The sequence below is a fragment of the Rhodococcus sp. NPDC079359 genome, assembly GCF_040702585.1.
Classification (GTDB): domain Bacteria; phylum Actinomycetota; class Actinomycetes; order Mycobacteriales; family Mycobacteriaceae; genus Rhodococcoides.
Map to the genome: position 1 here is coordinate 233,712 of NZ_JBFBLH010000003.1, position 15,187 is coordinate 248,898.

Consider the following 15,187-nt stretch of genomic DNA (forward strand, 5'->3'; position numbering starts at 1 on the left):
CAGTGAGGGACGAATGAGCACCGTAGCCCAGGTCATTGCCTCTGCCTTCATCCTGTTCGGAGCACTGCTCGCCTTCACCGCGGCCGTCGGCATCGTGCGCTTCCCCGATACCCTCTCGCGGATGCACGCGGCCACCAAGCCGCAGGTGGTCGGTCTGATCATGGTGCTGATCGGTGCCATCATCAGCCTGCGCGGCAACGTCGACATCTGGATGCTCGTGCTGGTGGGCATCTTCACGCTGGTCACCGCTCCGGTAATCGCGCATACCGTGGGCCGCGTCGCCTATCGAGAACAGCGGGGTCGCGACGGTCTGCTGATCGTCAACGAGATGGAACCGAACGACCCCGACGAGTAGTGCGAGCCGCGCCGGATCAGGTGCGGAGGTCGGTGACCAACGATTCCACGACGGCTCGCAGGTCACCGTTGGATTTCGCTGCCACCGCCCGCTGACGCTGGTACGACGCCCCCAGCCGCGGAATGTCGGCCACCGCGGCCAACTCGTCGACGCAGTTCAACCGGACGGCCGTCGGCGTCAGCTTCTCGAGCAGGTCGTTCAGGTCGTCGGTGACCAGACGTTCGTTGCTGTCCGAGTCGAGAATGATCTCGGCATCGAGGCCGTACCGGGCAGCCCGCCACTTGTTCTCCTGCACGTGCCACGGCGGTATCGACGGCAGGGTCTCCCCCGCTTCGAGACGTTCGTCGAGATGGACGATGAGGCAGTGCGTCAACGCGACGAGAGCCGCGAGCTCCCGCTTGGTCGACGCCCCGTCGCACACCCGAACCTCGATGGTTCCCCACTTGGGGGCGGGGCGGATGTCCCAGTGCATGCCGCCGAGTTGCTCGATGACGCCGGTCTTGAGCTGATCACGAACGAATCCCTCGAACTGCGGCCAGTTCTCGAACTGGAACGGCAGCCCGGCCGTCGGCAGCTGCTGGAACATCAACGCACGATTGCTGGCGTAGCCGGTGTCGTTGCCCGCCCAGATCGGTGAGGACGCCGACAGCGCCAGCAGGTGCGGGTACTGCAGCAGCAGTGAGTTGAGAATGGGAAAGACCTTGTCGGGAGACGACACTCCCACGTGCACGTGCACACCCCAGATCAGCATCTGCCGACCCCACCACTGCGTCCGAGCGATCAACTCGTCGTAACTCGGGGAACTGGTGAGCTGCTGGGTGGACCACTCGGCGAACGGATGGGTCCCCGCCGAGAACAGATCGATTCCCAGCGGATCCGCCGCGCGCTCGACGAGCGAGAGAGACTCGCCGAGGTCTGCCATCGCCTCCCCGACGTTCTCGCACACTCCGGTGACGAGTTCGACGGTGTTGCGGAGCAGTTCCTTCGTCACCCGCGGGGTGTCCCCGGCCAGGTCGCGGACACCGTCCATGACCGCCTCGGCGGAGTTGACCAGGTCTCGCGTGTTCTTGTCGACAAGCGCGATCTCCCACTCGACGCCGAGCGTCGGGCGCGGTGAACTCGCGAAGTCGATCCGGGGAGCGCTCAAACTACTGCAGTACCGCGCACGCCGCCCGCGAGCCGGCATCGCCGGTCATCAGAGTCGTCATGTCCGGCACGGCGGCACCGTCGGGCAGGGTGTATCGCGGCGGGATGTTGGCGAAGTTGTCGGCACCCTCGTGCACGATCACAGCCGTTCCGGCACCGCCCGCACGCAGATCGTCGAGTGTGATCGCGTCGGTGGTGGTCGTGAGCATCCCGGTGCCGTCCTCGCCGACCTGAATGGACGTCAGATCACCGCTGGCCGGGTACTCGGTGCGGCCGTCGACCTGCAGGTGACCGCCCGCGGACAGGAATGCGCCGGGCTCCCCGCCTGTCGGTGCCACGGAGTTCGGCTCGCAGGCGGCGACGGTGTGAACGTGGAAGCCGTGGAAGCCGGGGGTCATGCCCTCGACCTCGGCGGTGACGGTGAGCTTGTCGCCCTCGGACGCGAACGACACCGTGCCGACCTCGGCACCGGAGGCGTCGCGCAGTGCGGCTTCGATGATGTCGCCGGAGCTCGACTCGGCCGGGCTGTCGCCGGCGACGGCTTCTGCCGACGGATCGGCCTCTCCGGTCCACACCGGCGGGACGGTGCCGGGGACGTCGGACGGGACCTCGCCGTTGCTGCAGGCGGAGAGCCCGAGAGCTGCGATCGCGAGGACCGGGGCCACGTAACGCAACGATCGGGTCGCGGCAGTGCGTCGCTTGAACATGTCCATCGGAAATCGCTCCTCTTTCAGGCAGTTTCGCCGGGCTCGGAAATGATAACGTGCCGACCGATTCAGCCGAATCGGGCACGGAAGTCGACGCTGTGGAACTGGCCGCTGCAGGACTACTGGGTCACGATGACGACGACGCCTGTCGTGGATTCGAGCGAGGTCGGCTTGGGTTCGGCCGGGACGCCGAGCTGCGTGGCGATGGTCTGCGCGGCCTGTTCCTCACCTGCCGTCGTGCCGTAGTACACCGCGGTCTGCGCGAACTGGTCTTCACTGAAGTTGCCCGTCTCGGCGACGTTCCAACCCTCGGCGGTCAACGTGCTCGCGGTACCGGCGGCCAGGCCGGAGACATTGGAGTTGTTGAGTACTCGCACTTCGACGTCGGCGGGTGCGCCCGAGGTGGTGGTGGGTGCCGCGGCACCGGTCGCCGAATCGCCCGCGGGAACCTGGGCTGCAGGAGCCTGTGCGGTCGGTGCGACCGCGGCCGGTGCGCTCGTCGTCTCGGCGGCGGGCTCGGCGGCCGCATCGTCGGAATCGGAACCCGTCAGAGACAACGCCCCGATCGCTGCGAACAGGATCGCGAGCGAGATCAACACCATGGCCAGGGCGCGGAGTGGTGGCCCGGTCTGTTCCGGGTTCGGGCTGCTCACCTGATCGACCCTAGCCGACCGTCGACGGCGACTCGGCACACGGAACGCACGACCTGCTCAGACGTCGAAACCCAGCCGACGTGCCGCACGAGCCTTCTGCCTGCTCGCACGCAACCGGCGCAGGCGCTTGACCAACATCGGATCCGCGGCGAGCGCCTCGGGACGATCGACCAACGCATTCAGGATCTGGTAGTAGCGGGTCGCCGACATGGAGAAGAGTTCCTTGATGGCCTCTTCCTTGGCCCCGGCGTACTTCCACCACTGCCGCTCGAAGGACAGGATGTCGTGCTCTCGTCGACTCAGTCCGTCCGCACCGACCTCGTTCGGATCCTGAGAGCCGTCCGAACTTCCCGGTTGCTGAGACTGGTTCGAGTCACGCGCTGCTGCGCCGTCCATCCCACTCCTCGACTTCTCGACTTCCCAGGGTCGGCAGGATCACCCACCCGGAGAAATCTGCTTCCCCCAGTACTGCCGACACCCGTAGGAGCGCCGACCGAATTACACAGTTGTACTTCGGGGATCATTCAACCATGTCCGACGCCGGGGACACGGCTCCTGCGGGCTGCCCGCGCGTGGCGTGTTCCACCTACTCGACCGCATGCGCGACGCACACCACTGGCTCATTCCGCAGGCTCCACTCCTCACCACGGGTCATTCCGCAGGCTCCACTCCCGGTATCCTTGTCGACCATGGCAATTCTTCCCATCCGGATCGTCGGCGATCCGGTGCTGCACACCGCAACCGCTCCCGTCACCGAGTCACCCGCCGAGCTGGCCGAGCTGATCGCCGACATGTACGAGACGTTGGCCGCCGCGAACGGCGTCGGACTCGCCGCGAATCAGGTCGGTGTCGGCAAGCGTCTGTTCATCTACGACTGCCCCGATCAAGGCGAGGACGGCAAGGTCTTCCGCCGCCGCGGCGAGGTCGTCAATCCGGTACTCGAGACCTCCGAGATTCCGGAGACGATGCCCGATCCGGACGACGACGACGAGGGCTGCCTATCCGTCCCCGGCGAGCAGCACCCCACCGGGCGCGCCGAGTGGGCCCGGGTGACCGGTACGGATGCCAAGGGCGATCCCGTCGACATCGAGGGTCACGGATTCTTCGCTCGGATGCTTCAGCACGAGGTGGGTCATCTCGACGGCTTCCTCTACACGGACGTGCTCATCGGTCGACATGCGCGGGCCGCGAAGAAGGCGATCAAGCGCGCCGGGTGGGGCGTGCCCGGTCTGAGCTGGACGCCCGGCACGGTCGACGACCCGTTCGGGCACGACGACGAGGACGACGACTGACCGTCCCGGTGGGTACCCGGGTGATGCTTCGCTATCGGTTGCCACCCGGCCACACCCACCCGATGACGGACGTGATCGGCGAACTGGTGGCGATGGACGCAGGCTCGGTCTCGGTGCGCGGCCGGGACGGCGTGCTGGTGCAGGTCGCCGCCGAACGAGTCGTAGCGTTGAAACCTCTGGGGCCCAAGCCGATTCGGACGTCGGAGATCCGCTCGCTCGAGGCCGCTGCCGCCGACGGTTGGCCGGGCGTAGAGCGGGAGTGGATCGACGGCTGGCAGCTGCGATTCGGTCACGGGTTCACCGGCCGCGCCAACTCGGCGGCACCCCTCGAACCCGGAGCGTCGACGACGGCCGAGACTCTCGCGCAGATCGTCGACCGATACGCCGCTCGCGGACTGGTGCCGACGCTCTCGCTCCCCGACCGTCTCGGCAGCGCGCCGGCCGGGTGGCGGACCTACAACGAGACCGCCGTCATGGCTGCGGACATCGCGAAGCTCGTTCTGCGCGGCGGTGATTCGGCTATCGCCGTCACCGCGCAGCCGACAGCCGAGTGGCTGAATTCCCTGCGCTACCAGGGCAGCGAGGCTCCCGCGGGCGCAGCGGAGGTGGTCGCCGCAGTGCGGGGCGGCACCCTCGGTTTCGGCATGATCGGCGCGCACTCGTCGTCGGCGGCCGCCGTCGGTCGCGCGGCCGTCACCACCGCCCCGGACGGTCGATGCTGGGTGGGACTGACCTCGCTCTGGGTCTCTCCCGAGCATCGCCGCAACGGCCTCGGCACTCTGATGTGCGGCGAGTTGGTGCGATGGGGACGCGACAACGGAGCGACACACGCGTACCTGCAGGTGGCCGTCGACAACACCGAAGCCGTTGCTCTGTACCGAGACCTCGGCTTCGAGGACCACCATCGGTATCGCTATGCCCGGCCTGTCGGAGGCGTTCGATAAGGTTCGTTCCCGTGCGCTTGGCTACTTGGAATGTGAACTCCGTCCGCTCTCGTCAGGATCGAATCGTCGATTGGCTGCAGCGATCCGATGTCGATGTGCTGGCGATGCAGGAAACCAAGTGCAAGGACGCACAGTTTCCGTATCAGCGGTTCACCGACATCGGGTACGAGGTCGCCCACGTCGGGCTGAGCCAGTGGAACGGCGTCGCGATCGCATCGCGCGTCGGCCTGGACGATGTGCAGGTCGGGTTCGAGGATCAGCCCGGGTTCAGCAAGGATCCCGAGATCGATCCCGCCCAGGAGGCCCGCGCCATCGGCGCCACGTGCGACGGGGTGCGCGTCTGGAGCCTGTACGTGCCGAACGGCCGCGAACTCGCCGATCCGCACTACACCTACAAGCTCGAGTGGCTCGCTGCGCTGAAGGCCGACGCGCAGGCGTGGGTGGCGGCGGATCCGCAGGCGCAGATCGCGCTCGTCGGCGACTGGAACATCGCGCCCACCGACGACGACGTCTGGGATCCCGCACTGTTCGAGGGCAAGACCCACACCTCCCAAGCCGAGCGCGACGCCTTCACCGCGTTCGGCGACGCCGGCTTCACCGAGGTGACGCGGCAGTTCACCCCCGAGCCCAGGACGTACACCTACTGGGACTACACGCAGTTGCGGTTCCCCAAGAAGCAGGGCCTACGCATCGACATGGCGTTGACCTCCCCTGCCCTGGCGGCACGAGTGACCGGCGCGTCCATCGACCGCGAGGAACGCAAAGGCAAGGGAGCCAGCGATCACGCTCCGGTGATCGTGGAGATCGGCTGAGCAGAGTCCGCCGACCTGTCCGCCACGGCCCTGGCGGCGAGAATCGCCCCGACGGCGATCAGCACTCCGTGCGCAATTCGCACGGCAGGCGGGGTGTAGAACTGCGGAAGGAAGAGCACGAACCCGGCAGCGAGCACCGCGGCGTAGCGGTTGCGTAGAGCGAATGCCACCAGCCCGACGGCGATCAGCACCAGTCCGAGCCCGAACATGACGGACTGTACGAGCGAGTACCTGATCGAGTCGGCCAGATCGATCAGGCCGGGGTTCGCGTTCTGTACGGCATCGACACCCAGTGCATGCAGCGCGAAGGTTTCCGCGCCGTAGTACGGCAGCACCAACCCGACGCCGATCCACGTAGTCACGACCGCGAGCTCCGACCGTCGACCGGTGTAGAGCACGGTCAGCCCGAGCGCGATGAAGCCGAGCATGGCGAAGGTGTGGGAGAGCACCCAGTTCGAGGATGCGAAGGCGTCGGCTCCCGCCGTGCCCACCTCGTCCGAGTAGGGACGCAGTGTGGGATACGCGGCGAACATGATGCCGACGAACAGATACAGGGATACACGCATCGGGGAATGCCAACCTTTCGAGAGCGGCGCTCTCTACAGGAAGCAGTATTCATTCGATACGCCCATAAAACAAGAGCACTGCTCTCTATTCGGCGATCAGATCCAGAAATTCCTCGTGCTGCGCCAGGTATCGCCGCACGTAGGTACAGATCGGAACGATGCGCCACTGCCGGTCACGCGCGGTGTTCAGGGACGCTCGTACCAGCACGCCCGCCCATCCGCGGTCGCCGTACTCTTCCTTGACGACGGTGTGCATGAGCGCGACGACCGGGCCGACGCCGCCGTCGTCGCCCTCACCGAAGCGATACCCGAGAATACCGACGAGTTCGTCGTCGACGAAAAGATCGAACCTGTTGTGATCGACGTCGTCCTCGATGCGAACGACGGGCCGGTCGACCGGAGCGGGCCCGGTGACCCGCCGTGGATGTATGTGACTCATGTCACTCATGAGACCAGTGTTGTCCATGTGACGCGAGGCGAGTGCACCGATCGTCGCCGAGTCGTGCCCTTAATGTGACCAGGCTTGATGTGACCGGGCGATGCGTGCAGGAACCCGAGGTCAGAGAGCGACGAGCATGTCGTTGTATTCAGGATTGGCCGCAGCGAAGCGCTGCACGTAGGTGCAGACCGGCTTGACCTTCCAGCCGTAGGACCGAGCACTGTCGAGCGCGCGCCGCACCAGAATGCCGGCCAGACCCTGATGACCGAAATCCTCGGTGACGACCGTGTGCATGAAGGACACGACATGAGTACGCGTCGCACGCGTGCCGTTTCCCTCGACCTCGTAGAAGCCGACGATCCCGACCAGATCACCGTTCAATCGAAGCTCGAATCGGTTCTGGTCTTTGTTGATCGAGACATCAGCGCTAGGAGAACTTGCCAGCATGGGACGCCTCCTTCGCTGTGTGTGGAGTGATGAACGAGTGAAACCGATGTGACGTGCACCACTATTAAACATGCGCACGGTGGCTCTGTCACCTTTTCTACCAACAAACCTTCGGATGCGTAGGTTTGTCCGTCGAACCCGACACGAATGCTGGTACGGATCATAAGTGGCCCTGTTCGACGTTGTGATACAACAACATTCAAGACCTGCCCAAGTTTTCGCCACGGACTCGGCAATCCGATTCAGCGGCCGCGACCCCCGCCTCCCCACGCGCCGGTACTGTCTTCTCTCGTGAAGTTCCTACCGCTCACGCCCAACGGCGAGACTCCAGTCCGCGCGCTGACCATCGCCGGAACCGACTCCGGTGGCGGTGCCGGAATCCAGGCGGACAGCCGAACGATGGCACTGCTCGGCGTGCACGCCTGTGTCGCGGTCGCTGCGGTCACGGTCCAGAACACCGTCGGCGTGACGGGCTTCCACGAGATTCCGCCGGACGTCGTCGCCGCGCAGGTTCGCTCCGTCGTCTCCGACATCGGCGTCGGCGCAGCGAAGACCGGAATGCTGGCCTCCACCGCGATCATCGACGCGGTCACGGCCGTCTGCACCGAGGTCGGCATCGGCCGCGATCAGCCGGTTCCGTTGGTCGTCGATCCGGTGTGCGCGTCGATGCACGGCGATCCTCTGCTGCACGCCGAGGCCCTCGACGCCATCCGCCACACCCTGTTTCCCATCGCCTCGCTGGTGACCCCCAACCTCGACGAGATTCGGCTCATCACCGGCATCGACGTGGTCGACGACTCCACCGCGCACCGCGCCGCCGAGGCCCTGCACGGGTTGGGCGCGCAGTGGGCCCTGGTCAAGGGCGGTCACCTGCGGACGTCGACCCACAGCACCGACCTGCTGTTCGACGGCGACACCTTCCTCGAATTCACCAGCGAACGCATCGACACCGGCAACGATCACGGCGGCGGCGACACCCTCGCCGCGTCGATCGCGTCGGCCCTGGCGCACGGATACTCCATGCCCGACGCGGTGGCGTTCGGCAAGGAGTGGGTTACCCGCTGTTTGGCCGCGTCCTACGATCTGGGCGCGGGCCACGGACCGGTGTCACCGCTGTGGCGACTGCACGAGTCGGAGGATGCGTAGGTCGTCGGGTGCGCCCTTGATCTTCGGAGCGAAGAAGCTGCGGCGATAGGGCTTGGAGACCACGCGCAAGGCGTCGAGCACCTCCGGCGGTACCGCCTCCAGGGCCGCCGCGGAGATCATGATGTTGCCGTTGCCGCCGGTCTGCATCACCCGGGCGGCGACGGTGACGTCGACGCCCAGCCAGTCCGATCCCACCTGCCGCGGGCTGCCGGTGTGGATGCCGACGCGCATCGTCGGGGTGTAGCCGTCGACGTCGACGCCCTTCAGTGCCTCACGGGCCGCGAAGACCGCGTCGACTGCTTTGCCCGGATCGGCGAACACTGCCATGATGCCGTCGCCCAGTCTCTTGACGACGTGGCCACCGCGGAATGCGACCTCGGGTTCGACGGCTTTGGAGACCTTGCGCAGCAGGGTCAGGGTGGCGGTGTCGCCGGCCCGCAGCGACCACGACGAGAACCCGACGAGGTCGGTGAACACGATGGTGACGTCGTGCTCGCCGCGGCCTCTGCCGGCTCGTTCGAGGATCGCCTGCCACAACTGCAACGCTCCGAGGCCCACTTCGCGGGACGCACCGGGTTCGTCGTCGAGGCCGTTCGCAGCAAGGAACCTGTCGGCGACACGAGCGACGGCCAGGGCTCTGCCCGGACCGTCGATCGACAGTGGATCGCCGAACGTGGGGTCACCGGGTAGTGCGCGGCGCACACGCCGAACCGCCCCGATCACCGCGGGCGCTCGATTGGTGGTGCGGACCCACTCCACGACCGAGGAGACGACTGCGTTCACAGCATCGAGCGTAACCCACGGTTACACATACTTACCCTCATCCTTCGGCGCGAGCGGCCTCGCGCGCGGCGCCCACCGGAACCCCGTTGGGGCCCTCCACCGACTGCGCGTAGACGCCGATTCCGTAGGCCACCGCCGCGCCGTTCTTCGCCAGTGCTGCGCGGTCGACGTTCGCCAGGGTGTCCTGATCGGTGTGGTAGTTCTCGTCGAACGTCTGATCCGCGGTGCCACCCCACTTCTCGGCCTGCGCGCCGGTCTTGTTCTCGTCCGCTCCGCTGAACACACCACCGGCGGGGATGCCGACCTCGATGAACGGGCCGTAATCCGATCGGCCGTCGAAATCGGTGCCGTCGACGGCTACGCCCTCGGTCGCCAGTCGCTCGACGAAGGTGCGCTCGATGGCGTCGGATCCGGCCGGTCCGGCGGGCTCACCCACCTGGTCGGAGTCGTCTCCGTCGTAGGCGAGGTAGCCGGCATTGTTCGAGCCGATCATGTCGAAGTTCAAGTACAGCGCGATGTTTCGCTTGTCCTCGTCGGACAGGCCCTCGACGTACTCGGTGGAACCGACGAGTCCGTTCTCCTCGGCACCCCAGAACGCGAAGCGCACCGCGTTGGTGACCTCGGGGGCGCTACCCATCTGCAGTGCGGTCTCGAGCACTGCCGCGGTACCGGTTCCGTTGTCGTTGATGCCTGGACCCTCGGGGACGCTGTCGAGATGCGCACCGGTGACCACCACGTTCTCGGTGGAACCGGTGGTGGTCTGCGCAATGATGTTGCGGCTGGTGGTCGTTTCGGTCTCGGTGACGAGGGTCAGCGTCACCTCGGGTGCGGCCAGAACGGCCGCCCCGTCCTCCTGGCTGACGCCGCCGGTCGGAATCCGAGCGGTGTCGGTGTCGCCGAGTGTGCCCGAATCGAGCGGTCCCGGTTCGTTGTTGACGATGATCGCGGCGGCCGCTCCCAGTTCCGCTGCAACAGTTTGCTTCACACCGAACGGGCACACTCCGCGCGGCACGACCGCAACGGCTCCGGCCAGGTCGAGGCCGGTGTAGTCGGTCGCCTCGCAGCCGTCTGCACCGGCGGGAGCGCCGACGACGCGTGCGGTGATCCCCTCGGCGGTGGTGGTCGGCGAGTAACTGAGCGCGAACACCGGGATCTCGGCACCCGCCACCGACAGGGTCTGGGTCTGCGCCTCGAAGGTGTCGAAATCGAATTCCGGGGTGGTGACCTCGAACCCGGCCGATTCGAGTTGCGAGACAACATAATCGACACTCGCGTCGTACCCGGCGGTGCCGGCCGCGCGGTTTCCGTCGTTCTCGGCGGCGATGGCTTCCAGTTGTTCGAGGTGCCCCACCAACGCCTCCTCGGTGACCGCTTCCGACAGGCCCGGCCCGTCGGGTGTAGCGAAAACTCTGGCCGGTTCCTCGTCCGAGGTGGACGAGCAACCGGCCAGAATCAAGACAGTGACAGCGCTACTTGCAAGCAAGGAAATCCGCATAGCGGACACCCTACCGGCGAGCGGCGTCAGGCGTCCCGACGATTGACGACGAACACCGCTGCTCCGAAGATCACCGCGGTGAAGGCGACGAAGTAGATCAGGCCGCCGATCGGACCCCAGTGGAAGTCGACGCCGCCGCCGGATCCGAGGAAGTGATTGGCGTTGAGGAAGGGCAGGAACGGCTGGATCTTCTCGCCGACCGTCGGAATCACCCCGACGAGGTTCTCGATGAGCAGTGGCCACAGCAGCAGGATGGCAATTGCTCCGGCGGACTGCCGCATGAGAGCACCGACGCCGATGGCCAGAACCACCTGGACGAACGCCAGGATGGCGGTGCCGTACAGGATGCGCCAGGTTCCATCGACGTCGAAGCCCAGCAGCGCACCTGCCTGCTCACCGGCGAGCGCCTTGGCGAGGTAGAGCCCGATGACGGCGAGCACGAACGACAGGATCGCACCGTAGACACCGACCAGCAGGGCCTTGGCCGCCAGCACCGATCCTCGGTTGGTCACGGCCTGGAACGTGGTGCGGATGAGTCCGAAACGGTACTCGCTGGTCACGGTCAACGCGGCCAAGATCATCAACACCATCGAACCGAACGTTCCGACTCCGAGTCCCACCACGTCGGCTGCCGTCGTGGGCGGAATGCCCTCGGGCGCATCGGTGTCGGTGGCCAACTGTGCAGCCCACCCCAGTATTGCCGCGAACCCGAGACCGAGCACCACGATGATCGCGCTGCACCACCACGGCGACTTGGTCGAGGTGAACTTGATTCTTTCTGCTGCCAAAACGCCCATCAGAGTGCACCGCCCATTGCTTGCTGATTGTTGGGGTTTTCGGCTCCCGCGCCGTGATATTGCACTGTGTCTCCGGTGAGTTTCATGAATGCTTCCTCGAGCGAGCCTCGCTGAGAGGCCAACTCGTGCAATGTGATTCCAGCTCGACCGGCGATGTCGCCGATCGCGTCGGTCGTGGAGTTCAGCACCACCAACGAGGGCTGAAGTTCGTCTGTCTTGTCCGGCTCACGCACGGTGAGACCGGCGGTGGTCAGGGCCTGGCGGAGTCCGTCGAGCTGCGGGCTGCGCACGCGTACCGATGCTTCGGAAGCATGGTCGATGAATTCCTGCACCGTGGAATCGGAGATCAACTTGCCGCGTCCGATGACGATGAGATGCTCCGCGGTCTGCGCCATCTCCGAGAGCAGGTGGCTCGAGACCAGCACCGTGCGGCCCTCGGCTGCCAAGCGCTGCATGAACTTTCGGATCCAGACGATGCCCTCGGGATCGAGTCCGTTGACCGGCTCGTCGAACAGCAGCACCTTGGGGTCACCGAGCAATGCGCCCGCGAGTCCGAGCCGCTGCGACATACCGAGCGAGAACCCGCCCGCGTTCTTCTTCGCGACCTCGGACAGGCCCACCAGCCGCAGTACCTCGTCGACGCGCGACTTCGGAATGCCGTTGGAGGCCGCCATCCACTCGAGATGCGCACGCGCCGAGCGATTGGGGTGCACCCACTTGGCGTCGAGCAGAGCGCCGACGGTACGCAGTGGCTGCTTCAGATGGCTGTAGCTCTTGCCCTCGATGGTCGCCGCTCCCGAGGTGGGGCGGTCGAGACCGAGAATCATCCGCATCGTGGTCGACTTGCCTGCGCCGTTGGGGCCGAGGAATCCGGTCACGATGCCGGGCTTGATGGTGAAGGTGAGGTTGTCGACCGCCGTCACCGCGCCGTACTGCTTGGTCAGTCCTGTCACTTCGATCATGGGTCAACCTTCCCCCATCGACAGCGTCCGCACATCGACCCACAGTCGTCAGTTGCATCATCCTTTCGGATGACCCAACCCTGAGACAGTCGGTCACTTCGGCGTCTCGCTGCCACACGGGCGAGGCCGCAAAAGCGCGCGCGTTTGCCAGATGCGCGCGGAATCGTCCCCGTACCCGCCACTATTCCGCACGCGTTTCACGAACGCGCGCGCGTTTGCCGAATGTGAGGAGGCAGCGGCCACATCGGCGGCGGCGTCGGCGTCGGCGTCGGCGGCATCGGCGTCACGCGGCCACATGAGCGTCGGCAGCAGCGGCCACATCGGCGTCACACGGGCACGGCCGCAAAAGCGCGCGCGTTTGCCAGACGCGCGCGGAATCGCCCCCGTACCCGCCACTATTCCGCACGCGTTTCACGAACGCGCGCGCGTTTGCTGGATTCGCAGCACCCCAGGCAACGCAGCACCACAGGCAACGCAGCACCCCAGGCAACGCAGCTGATCACATGGGCGAGCTGGCCTGAGCCCAGAATCGTTTCGGAATTCGGCCGGCATGCCTGGCCTGGTAGCCCGCGGCCACCGCGTTCCGCATCGCCGACGCCATCAGCGCCGGATCCTTCGCCCTGGTCACTGCGGTCGCGAGCAGCACCGCGTCGCAGCCGAGTTCCATTGCGAGGGTGGCGTCGCTGGCGGTGCCGATGCCCGCGTCGAGGATCACCGGCACAGTTGCAGCGTCGACGATCATCTCGATGTTGTGCGGGTTGGCGATGCCGAGGCCGGTGCCGATGGGCGAGCCGAGCGGCATGACAGCAACGCAGCCGATGTCCTCGAGTCGCTTCGCCAGGACCGGGTCGTCGGTGGTGTAAGGGAGCACCTGGAAGCCGTCGTCCACGAGTTGTTCTGCGGCCTTGACCAATTCGATGGCGTCGGGCAGCAGGGTTCGCTCGTCGGCGATCACTTCGAGCTTCACCCAGTCGGTTTCGAGCGCCTCACGCCCGAGCTGCGCGGTGAGTACTGCTTCGGCCGCGCCGCGGCAGCCTGCCGTGTTCGGTAGCGGCGCGATGTTCAACCGGCGCAGCAGATCCAGCACTCCCGTTCCACCCGCGGCGTCGACGCGACGCATCGCGACGGTGGTCAGTTCGGTTCCCGACGCGACGAGGGCTTCCTCGAGTACTGCGAGGTTGGCCGCTCCCCCGGTGCCGGTGATGAGCCGGGAGGTGAAGGTGCGGCCCGCGATCGTCAAACCCGCCATGCCCTCAACCACCCTGCACAGCCGTGAGAACGTCGATGGTCCAACCCTTTTCGACGCTGGTGGTGTCCCAGCGGCTCTTGGGCAGCACCGCTCCGTCGACGGCGACGGCGATGCCCTTCTCGGGCAGGCCCAGGAATTCGAGCAGCCGACGCATGGTCATGTCCTCGGTGAGCAGGTGATCCTCGCCGTTGACGGTGATGCCGATCGCGACCTGTGTCATGGTGTCCTCTCGATGTGTGCAAAGCGTTCGGGTGTGGCTGCTTTCGCCTCGGGCAGGGCGTCACCGGAGATCAGCGCGGCGACGGCGGCGGCGGTGATGGGCGCGAGCAGGATGCCGTTGCGGCCGTGTCCGGTGGCGACGACGACGTTCTCGTCGAGCCTGCCGATGATCGGGAGTCCGTCCGGGCTCATCGGCCGTAGGCCGGCAGCGGTTTCGTACAACTCGTATTCGCCGATGCTCGGCATGAGTCGTTCGGCGTCGGCGATGAGGTCTCGTACCCCGGCGACGGTGACCTGGGTGTCCTCACCGGATTCGTATTGTGTTGCGCCGACGACCAATCCGTCACCACGTGGCACCAGGTAGATCGGGCGTCCGTGCACGGTTCCGCGGACGGTGCGGTGCGGCGGCGGTGCGGCGCTGGGCCTACGACGCAGCCGCAGGATCTCGCCTTTCACCGGCCTGACCGGCAGAGAGGGCCACAGTGCGGAACAGCGAGAACCGGCGGCCAGGACCACCTGATCGGCGTCGGGAATTGCGTCGACCGAGCTAGCCACGAACTCGACGCCCGCGTCCAGACATCCCTGCTCGAGCGCGGCGATCAGCGCCCGGTTGTCCACCGACAGTTCGGTCGGAGCCAGTAGGCCGAGTCGAATGTTCTGCGCCAGAGCAGGTTCGAGCTCACGCAGCTGCGCCCGTCCCAGAATCTCGAGTTCGTGTCCCTGCTCGCCCACCCATTCGGCGATGGTTCGTAGATCGGCTGCATCGGCGGAGTCGAGGGCAACCGTCACCGATCCTGCTGCGGAGAACACCGAGGGGCCGGGGAGGCGTCGAGCGAATTCCGGCCAGCGCGCCAACGACGCGGCACCGAGATGCAGCAGTTCGTGTTCGCCGGGCCAACCCTCGGACAACGGTGCCAGCATTCCGCCCGCGACCCACGACGCGCCTTTCCCCAGCGCGGGATCGTGCACGACGACCCGATGACCGTCCTCGGCCAGGCGCAGCGCCGTCGACAACCCGATGACGCCTCCGCCGATAACGACGATGTACACGCGATTCACGTCCTCACTCCCTGCGCCCGCATGATCGGGTTCAGGTATTGACGGTAAGGGCGGCGAACCCACTCTCAGCCCCACGATCCTCGGGACTCCCGCGATTTCTCGGCCACTCCGTCGTC

The 15,187-nt window shown here is 66.3% G+C and carries 19 protein-coding genes and 1 riboswitch; of the genes, 5 read left to right on the forward strand and 14 right to left on the reverse strand.

Annotated elements, in window-relative coordinates; all coding sequences use genetic code 11:
- The first annotated feature begins 13 nt into the window (after positions 1 to 13).
- Complete coding sequence (gene mnhG, locus AB0362_RS09350; RefSeq protein WP_068048100.1) at positions 14 to 355, forward strand: monovalent cation/H(+) antiporter subunit G; 342 nt, start codon at positions 14 to 16, stop codon at positions 353 to 355.
- Between the two features lie 16 nt (positions 356 to 371).
- Here the strand turns inward: mnhG and AB0362_RS09355 are convergent, their stop codons facing one another.
- From AB0362_RS09355 to AB0362_RS09370, 4 genes are all read right to left on the reverse strand, one after another.
- Complete coding sequence (locus AB0362_RS09355) at positions 372 to 1,502, reverse strand: glutamate--cysteine ligase (protein WP_231893727.1); 1,131 nt, start codon at positions 1,500 to 1,502, stop codon at positions 372 to 374.
- 1 nt (position 1,503) lies between these two features.
- The gene (locus AB0362_RS09360) at positions 1,504 to 2,214 is read right to left on the reverse strand and encodes a superoxide dismutase family protein (protein WP_317809694.1); all 711 of its coding nucleotides are present in this window, start codon (positions 2,212 to 2,214) and stop codon (positions 1,504 to 1,506) included.
- 113 nt (positions 2,215 to 2,327) lie between these two features.
- The gene (locus AB0362_RS09365) at positions 2,328 to 2,861 is read right to left on the reverse strand and encodes a LytR C-terminal domain-containing protein (RefSeq protein WP_317809693.1); all 534 of its coding nucleotides are present in this window, start codon (positions 2,859 to 2,861) and stop codon (positions 2,328 to 2,330) included.
- A gap of 57 nt (positions 2,862 to 2,918) precedes the next feature.
- Positions 2,919 to 3,257, reverse strand: a complete 339-nt coding sequence (locus tag AB0362_RS09370) for a DUF3263 domain-containing protein (RefSeq protein WP_032393769.1) — start codon at positions 3,255 to 3,257, stop codon at positions 2,919 to 2,921.
- Positions 3,258 to 3,550: 293 nt separating this feature from the next.
- Here AB0362_RS09370 and AB0362_RS09375 point away from each other — a divergent pair, with 293 nt between their 5' ends.
- From AB0362_RS09375 to AB0362_RS09385, 3 genes are all read left to right on the forward strand, one after another.
- Complete coding sequence (locus AB0362_RS09375) at positions 3,551 to 4,153, forward strand: peptide deformylase (RefSeq protein WP_094640994.1); 603 nt, start codon at positions 3,551 to 3,553, stop codon at positions 4,151 to 4,153.
- 62 nt (positions 4,154 to 4,215) lie between these two features.
- The gene (locus AB0362_RS09380) at positions 4,216 to 5,097 is read left to right on the forward strand and encodes a GNAT family N-acetyltransferase (RefSeq protein ID WP_317809692.1); all 882 of its coding nucleotides are present in this window, start codon (positions 4,216 to 4,218) and stop codon (positions 5,095 to 5,097) included.
- A gap of 11 nt (positions 5,098 to 5,108) precedes the next feature.
- Complete coding sequence (locus AB0362_RS09385) at positions 5,109 to 5,909, forward strand: exodeoxyribonuclease III (RefSeq protein ID WP_094613931.1); 801 nt, start codon at positions 5,109 to 5,111, stop codon at positions 5,907 to 5,909.
- Here AB0362_RS09385 and AB0362_RS09390 read toward each other — a convergent pair.
- From AB0362_RS09390 to AB0362_RS09400, 3 genes are all read right to left on the reverse strand, one after another.
- Entirely contained in the window at positions 5,879 to 6,475 is a 597-nt protein-coding gene (locus AB0362_RS09390) for a hypothetical protein (protein ID WP_317809691.1), read from the reverse strand. The two genes, AB0362_RS09385 and AB0362_RS09390, sit on opposite strands and share 31 nt — an antisense overlap.
- Positions 6,476 to 6,560: 85 nt before the next feature.
- Positions 6,561 to 6,914 carry a GNAT family N-acetyltransferase gene (locus AB0362_RS09395; RefSeq protein ID WP_317809714.1) on the reverse strand — a complete coding sequence of 118 codons (354 nt, stop codon included), beginning with the start codon at positions 6,912 to 6,914 and terminating at the stop codon, positions 6,561 to 6,563.
- A gap of 120 nt (positions 6,915 to 7,034) precedes the next feature.
- Entirely contained in the window at positions 7,035 to 7,361 is a 327-nt protein-coding gene (locus AB0362_RS09400) for a GNAT family N-acetyltransferase (protein WP_068048077.1), read from the reverse strand.
- Positions 7,362 to 7,652: 291 nt separating this feature from the next.
- On the opposite strand from AB0362_RS09400, the gene thiD reads away from it, so the two are divergent.
- A complete protein-coding gene (gene thiD, locus AB0362_RS09405) occupies positions 7,653 to 8,507 on the forward strand; it encodes a bifunctional hydroxymethylpyrimidine kinase/phosphomethylpyrimidine kinase (RefSeq protein WP_317809690.1) in 855 nt (284 codons plus the stop codon).
- Here the strand turns inward: thiD and AB0362_RS09410 are convergent.
- The 7 genes from AB0362_RS09410 to thiO all read right to left on the reverse strand — a co-directional run bounded on the left by AB0362_RS09410 (position 8,469) and on the right by thiO (position 15,062).
- The gene (locus AB0362_RS09410) at positions 8,469 to 9,290 is read right to left on the reverse strand and encodes an adenylate/guanylate cyclase domain-containing protein (RefSeq protein ID WP_317809689.1); all 822 of its coding nucleotides are present in this window, start codon (positions 9,288 to 9,290) and stop codon (positions 8,469 to 8,471) included. The two genes, thiD and AB0362_RS09410, sit on opposite strands and share 39 nt — an antisense overlap.
- A 37-nt stretch (positions 9,291 to 9,327) precedes the next feature.
- Complete coding sequence (locus AB0362_RS09415; RefSeq protein WP_317809688.1) at positions 9,328 to 10,785, reverse strand: M28 family peptidase; 1,458 nt, start codon at positions 10,783 to 10,785, stop codon at positions 9,328 to 9,330.
- Positions 10,786 to 10,811: 26 nt separating this feature from the next.
- Positions 10,812 to 11,582, reverse strand: coding sequence for an ABC transporter permease (locus AB0362_RS09420; RefSeq protein ID WP_317785479.1), 771 nt, complete (start codon positions 11,580 to 11,582; stop codon positions 10,812 to 10,814).
- Entirely contained in the window at positions 11,582 to 12,544 is a 963-nt protein-coding gene (locus tag AB0362_RS09425; RefSeq protein WP_149406558.1) for an ABC transporter ATP-binding protein, read from the reverse strand. Before AB0362_RS09425 ends, AB0362_RS09420 begins: the two co-directional genes overlap by 1 nt.
- A gap of 499 nt (positions 12,545 to 13,043) precedes the next feature.
- Positions 13,044 to 13,793, reverse strand: a complete 750-nt coding sequence (locus tag AB0362_RS09430; protein ID WP_094640985.1) for a thiazole synthase — start codon at positions 13,791 to 13,793, stop codon at positions 13,044 to 13,046.
- Between the two features lie 4 nt (positions 13,794 to 13,797).
- On the reverse strand, positions 13,798 to 14,013 hold the full coding sequence (thiS, locus tag AB0362_RS09435; RefSeq protein WP_037186702.1) for a sulfur carrier protein ThiS: 216 nt from the start codon (positions 14,011 to 14,013) through the stop codon (positions 13,798 to 13,800).
- A complete protein-coding gene (thiO, locus tag AB0362_RS09440) occupies positions 14,010 to 15,062 on the reverse strand; it encodes a glycine oxidase ThiO (protein WP_317809712.1) in 1,053 nt (350 codons plus the stop codon). Before thiO ends, thiS begins: the two co-directional genes overlap by 4 nt.
- Positions 15,061 to 15,174, reverse strand: a riboswitch (TPP riboswitch). (Overlaps the previous gene by 2 nt.)
- Between the last annotated feature and the right edge of the window lie 13 nt (positions 15,175 to 15,187).

Bases quoted from the DNA above. Each gene is read 5' to 3' on its own strand.
- mnhG (WP_068048100.1), top strand. From the start codon at position 14: ATGAGCACCGTAGCCCAGGTCATTGCCTCTGCCTTCATCCTGTTCGGA.
- AB0362_RS09360 (WP_317809694.1), bottom strand. From the start codon at position 2,214: ATGGACATGTTCAAGCGACGCACTGCCGCGACCCGATCGTTGCGTTAC.
- AB0362_RS09370 (WP_032393769.1), bottom strand. From the start codon at position 3,257: ATGGACGGCGCAGCAGCGCGTGACTCGAACCAGTCTCAGCAACCGGGA.
- AB0362_RS09375 (WP_094640994.1), top strand. From the start codon at position 3,551: ATGGCAATTCTTCCCATCCGGATCGTCGGCGATCCGGTGCTGCACACC.
- AB0362_RS09380 (WP_317809692.1), top strand. From the start codon at position 4,216: ATGACGGACGTGATCGGCGAACTGGTGGCGATGGACGCAGGCTCGGTC.
- AB0362_RS09390 (WP_317809691.1), bottom strand. From the start codon at position 6,475: ATGCGTGTATCCCTGTATCTGTTCGTCGGCATCATGTTCGCCGCGTAT.
- AB0362_RS09395 (WP_317809714.1), bottom strand. From the start codon at position 6,914: ATGAGTCACATACATCCACGGCGGGTCACCGGGCCCGCTCCGGTCGAC.
- AB0362_RS09400 (WP_068048077.1), bottom strand. From the start codon at position 7,361: ATGCTGGCAAGTTCTCCTAGCGCTGATGTCTCGATCAACAAAGACCAG.
- AB0362_RS09415 (WP_317809688.1), bottom strand. From the start codon at position 10,785: ATGCGGATTTCCTTGCTTGCAAGTAGCGCTGTCACTGTCTTGATTCTG.
- AB0362_RS09420 (WP_317785479.1), bottom strand. From the start codon at position 11,582: ATGGGCGTTTTGGCAGCAGAAAGAATCAAGTTCACCTCGACCAAGTCG.
- AB0362_RS09425 (WP_149406558.1), bottom strand. From the start codon at position 12,544: ATGATCGAAGTGACAGGACTGACCAAGCAGTACGGCGCGGTGACGGCG.
- AB0362_RS09430 (WP_094640985.1), bottom strand. From the start codon at position 13,793: ATGGCGGGTTTGACGATCGCGGGCCGCACCTTCACCTCCCGGCTCATC.
- thiS (WP_037186702.1), bottom strand. From the start codon at position 14,013: ATGACACAGGTCGCGATCGGCATCACCGTCAACGGCGAGGATCACCTG.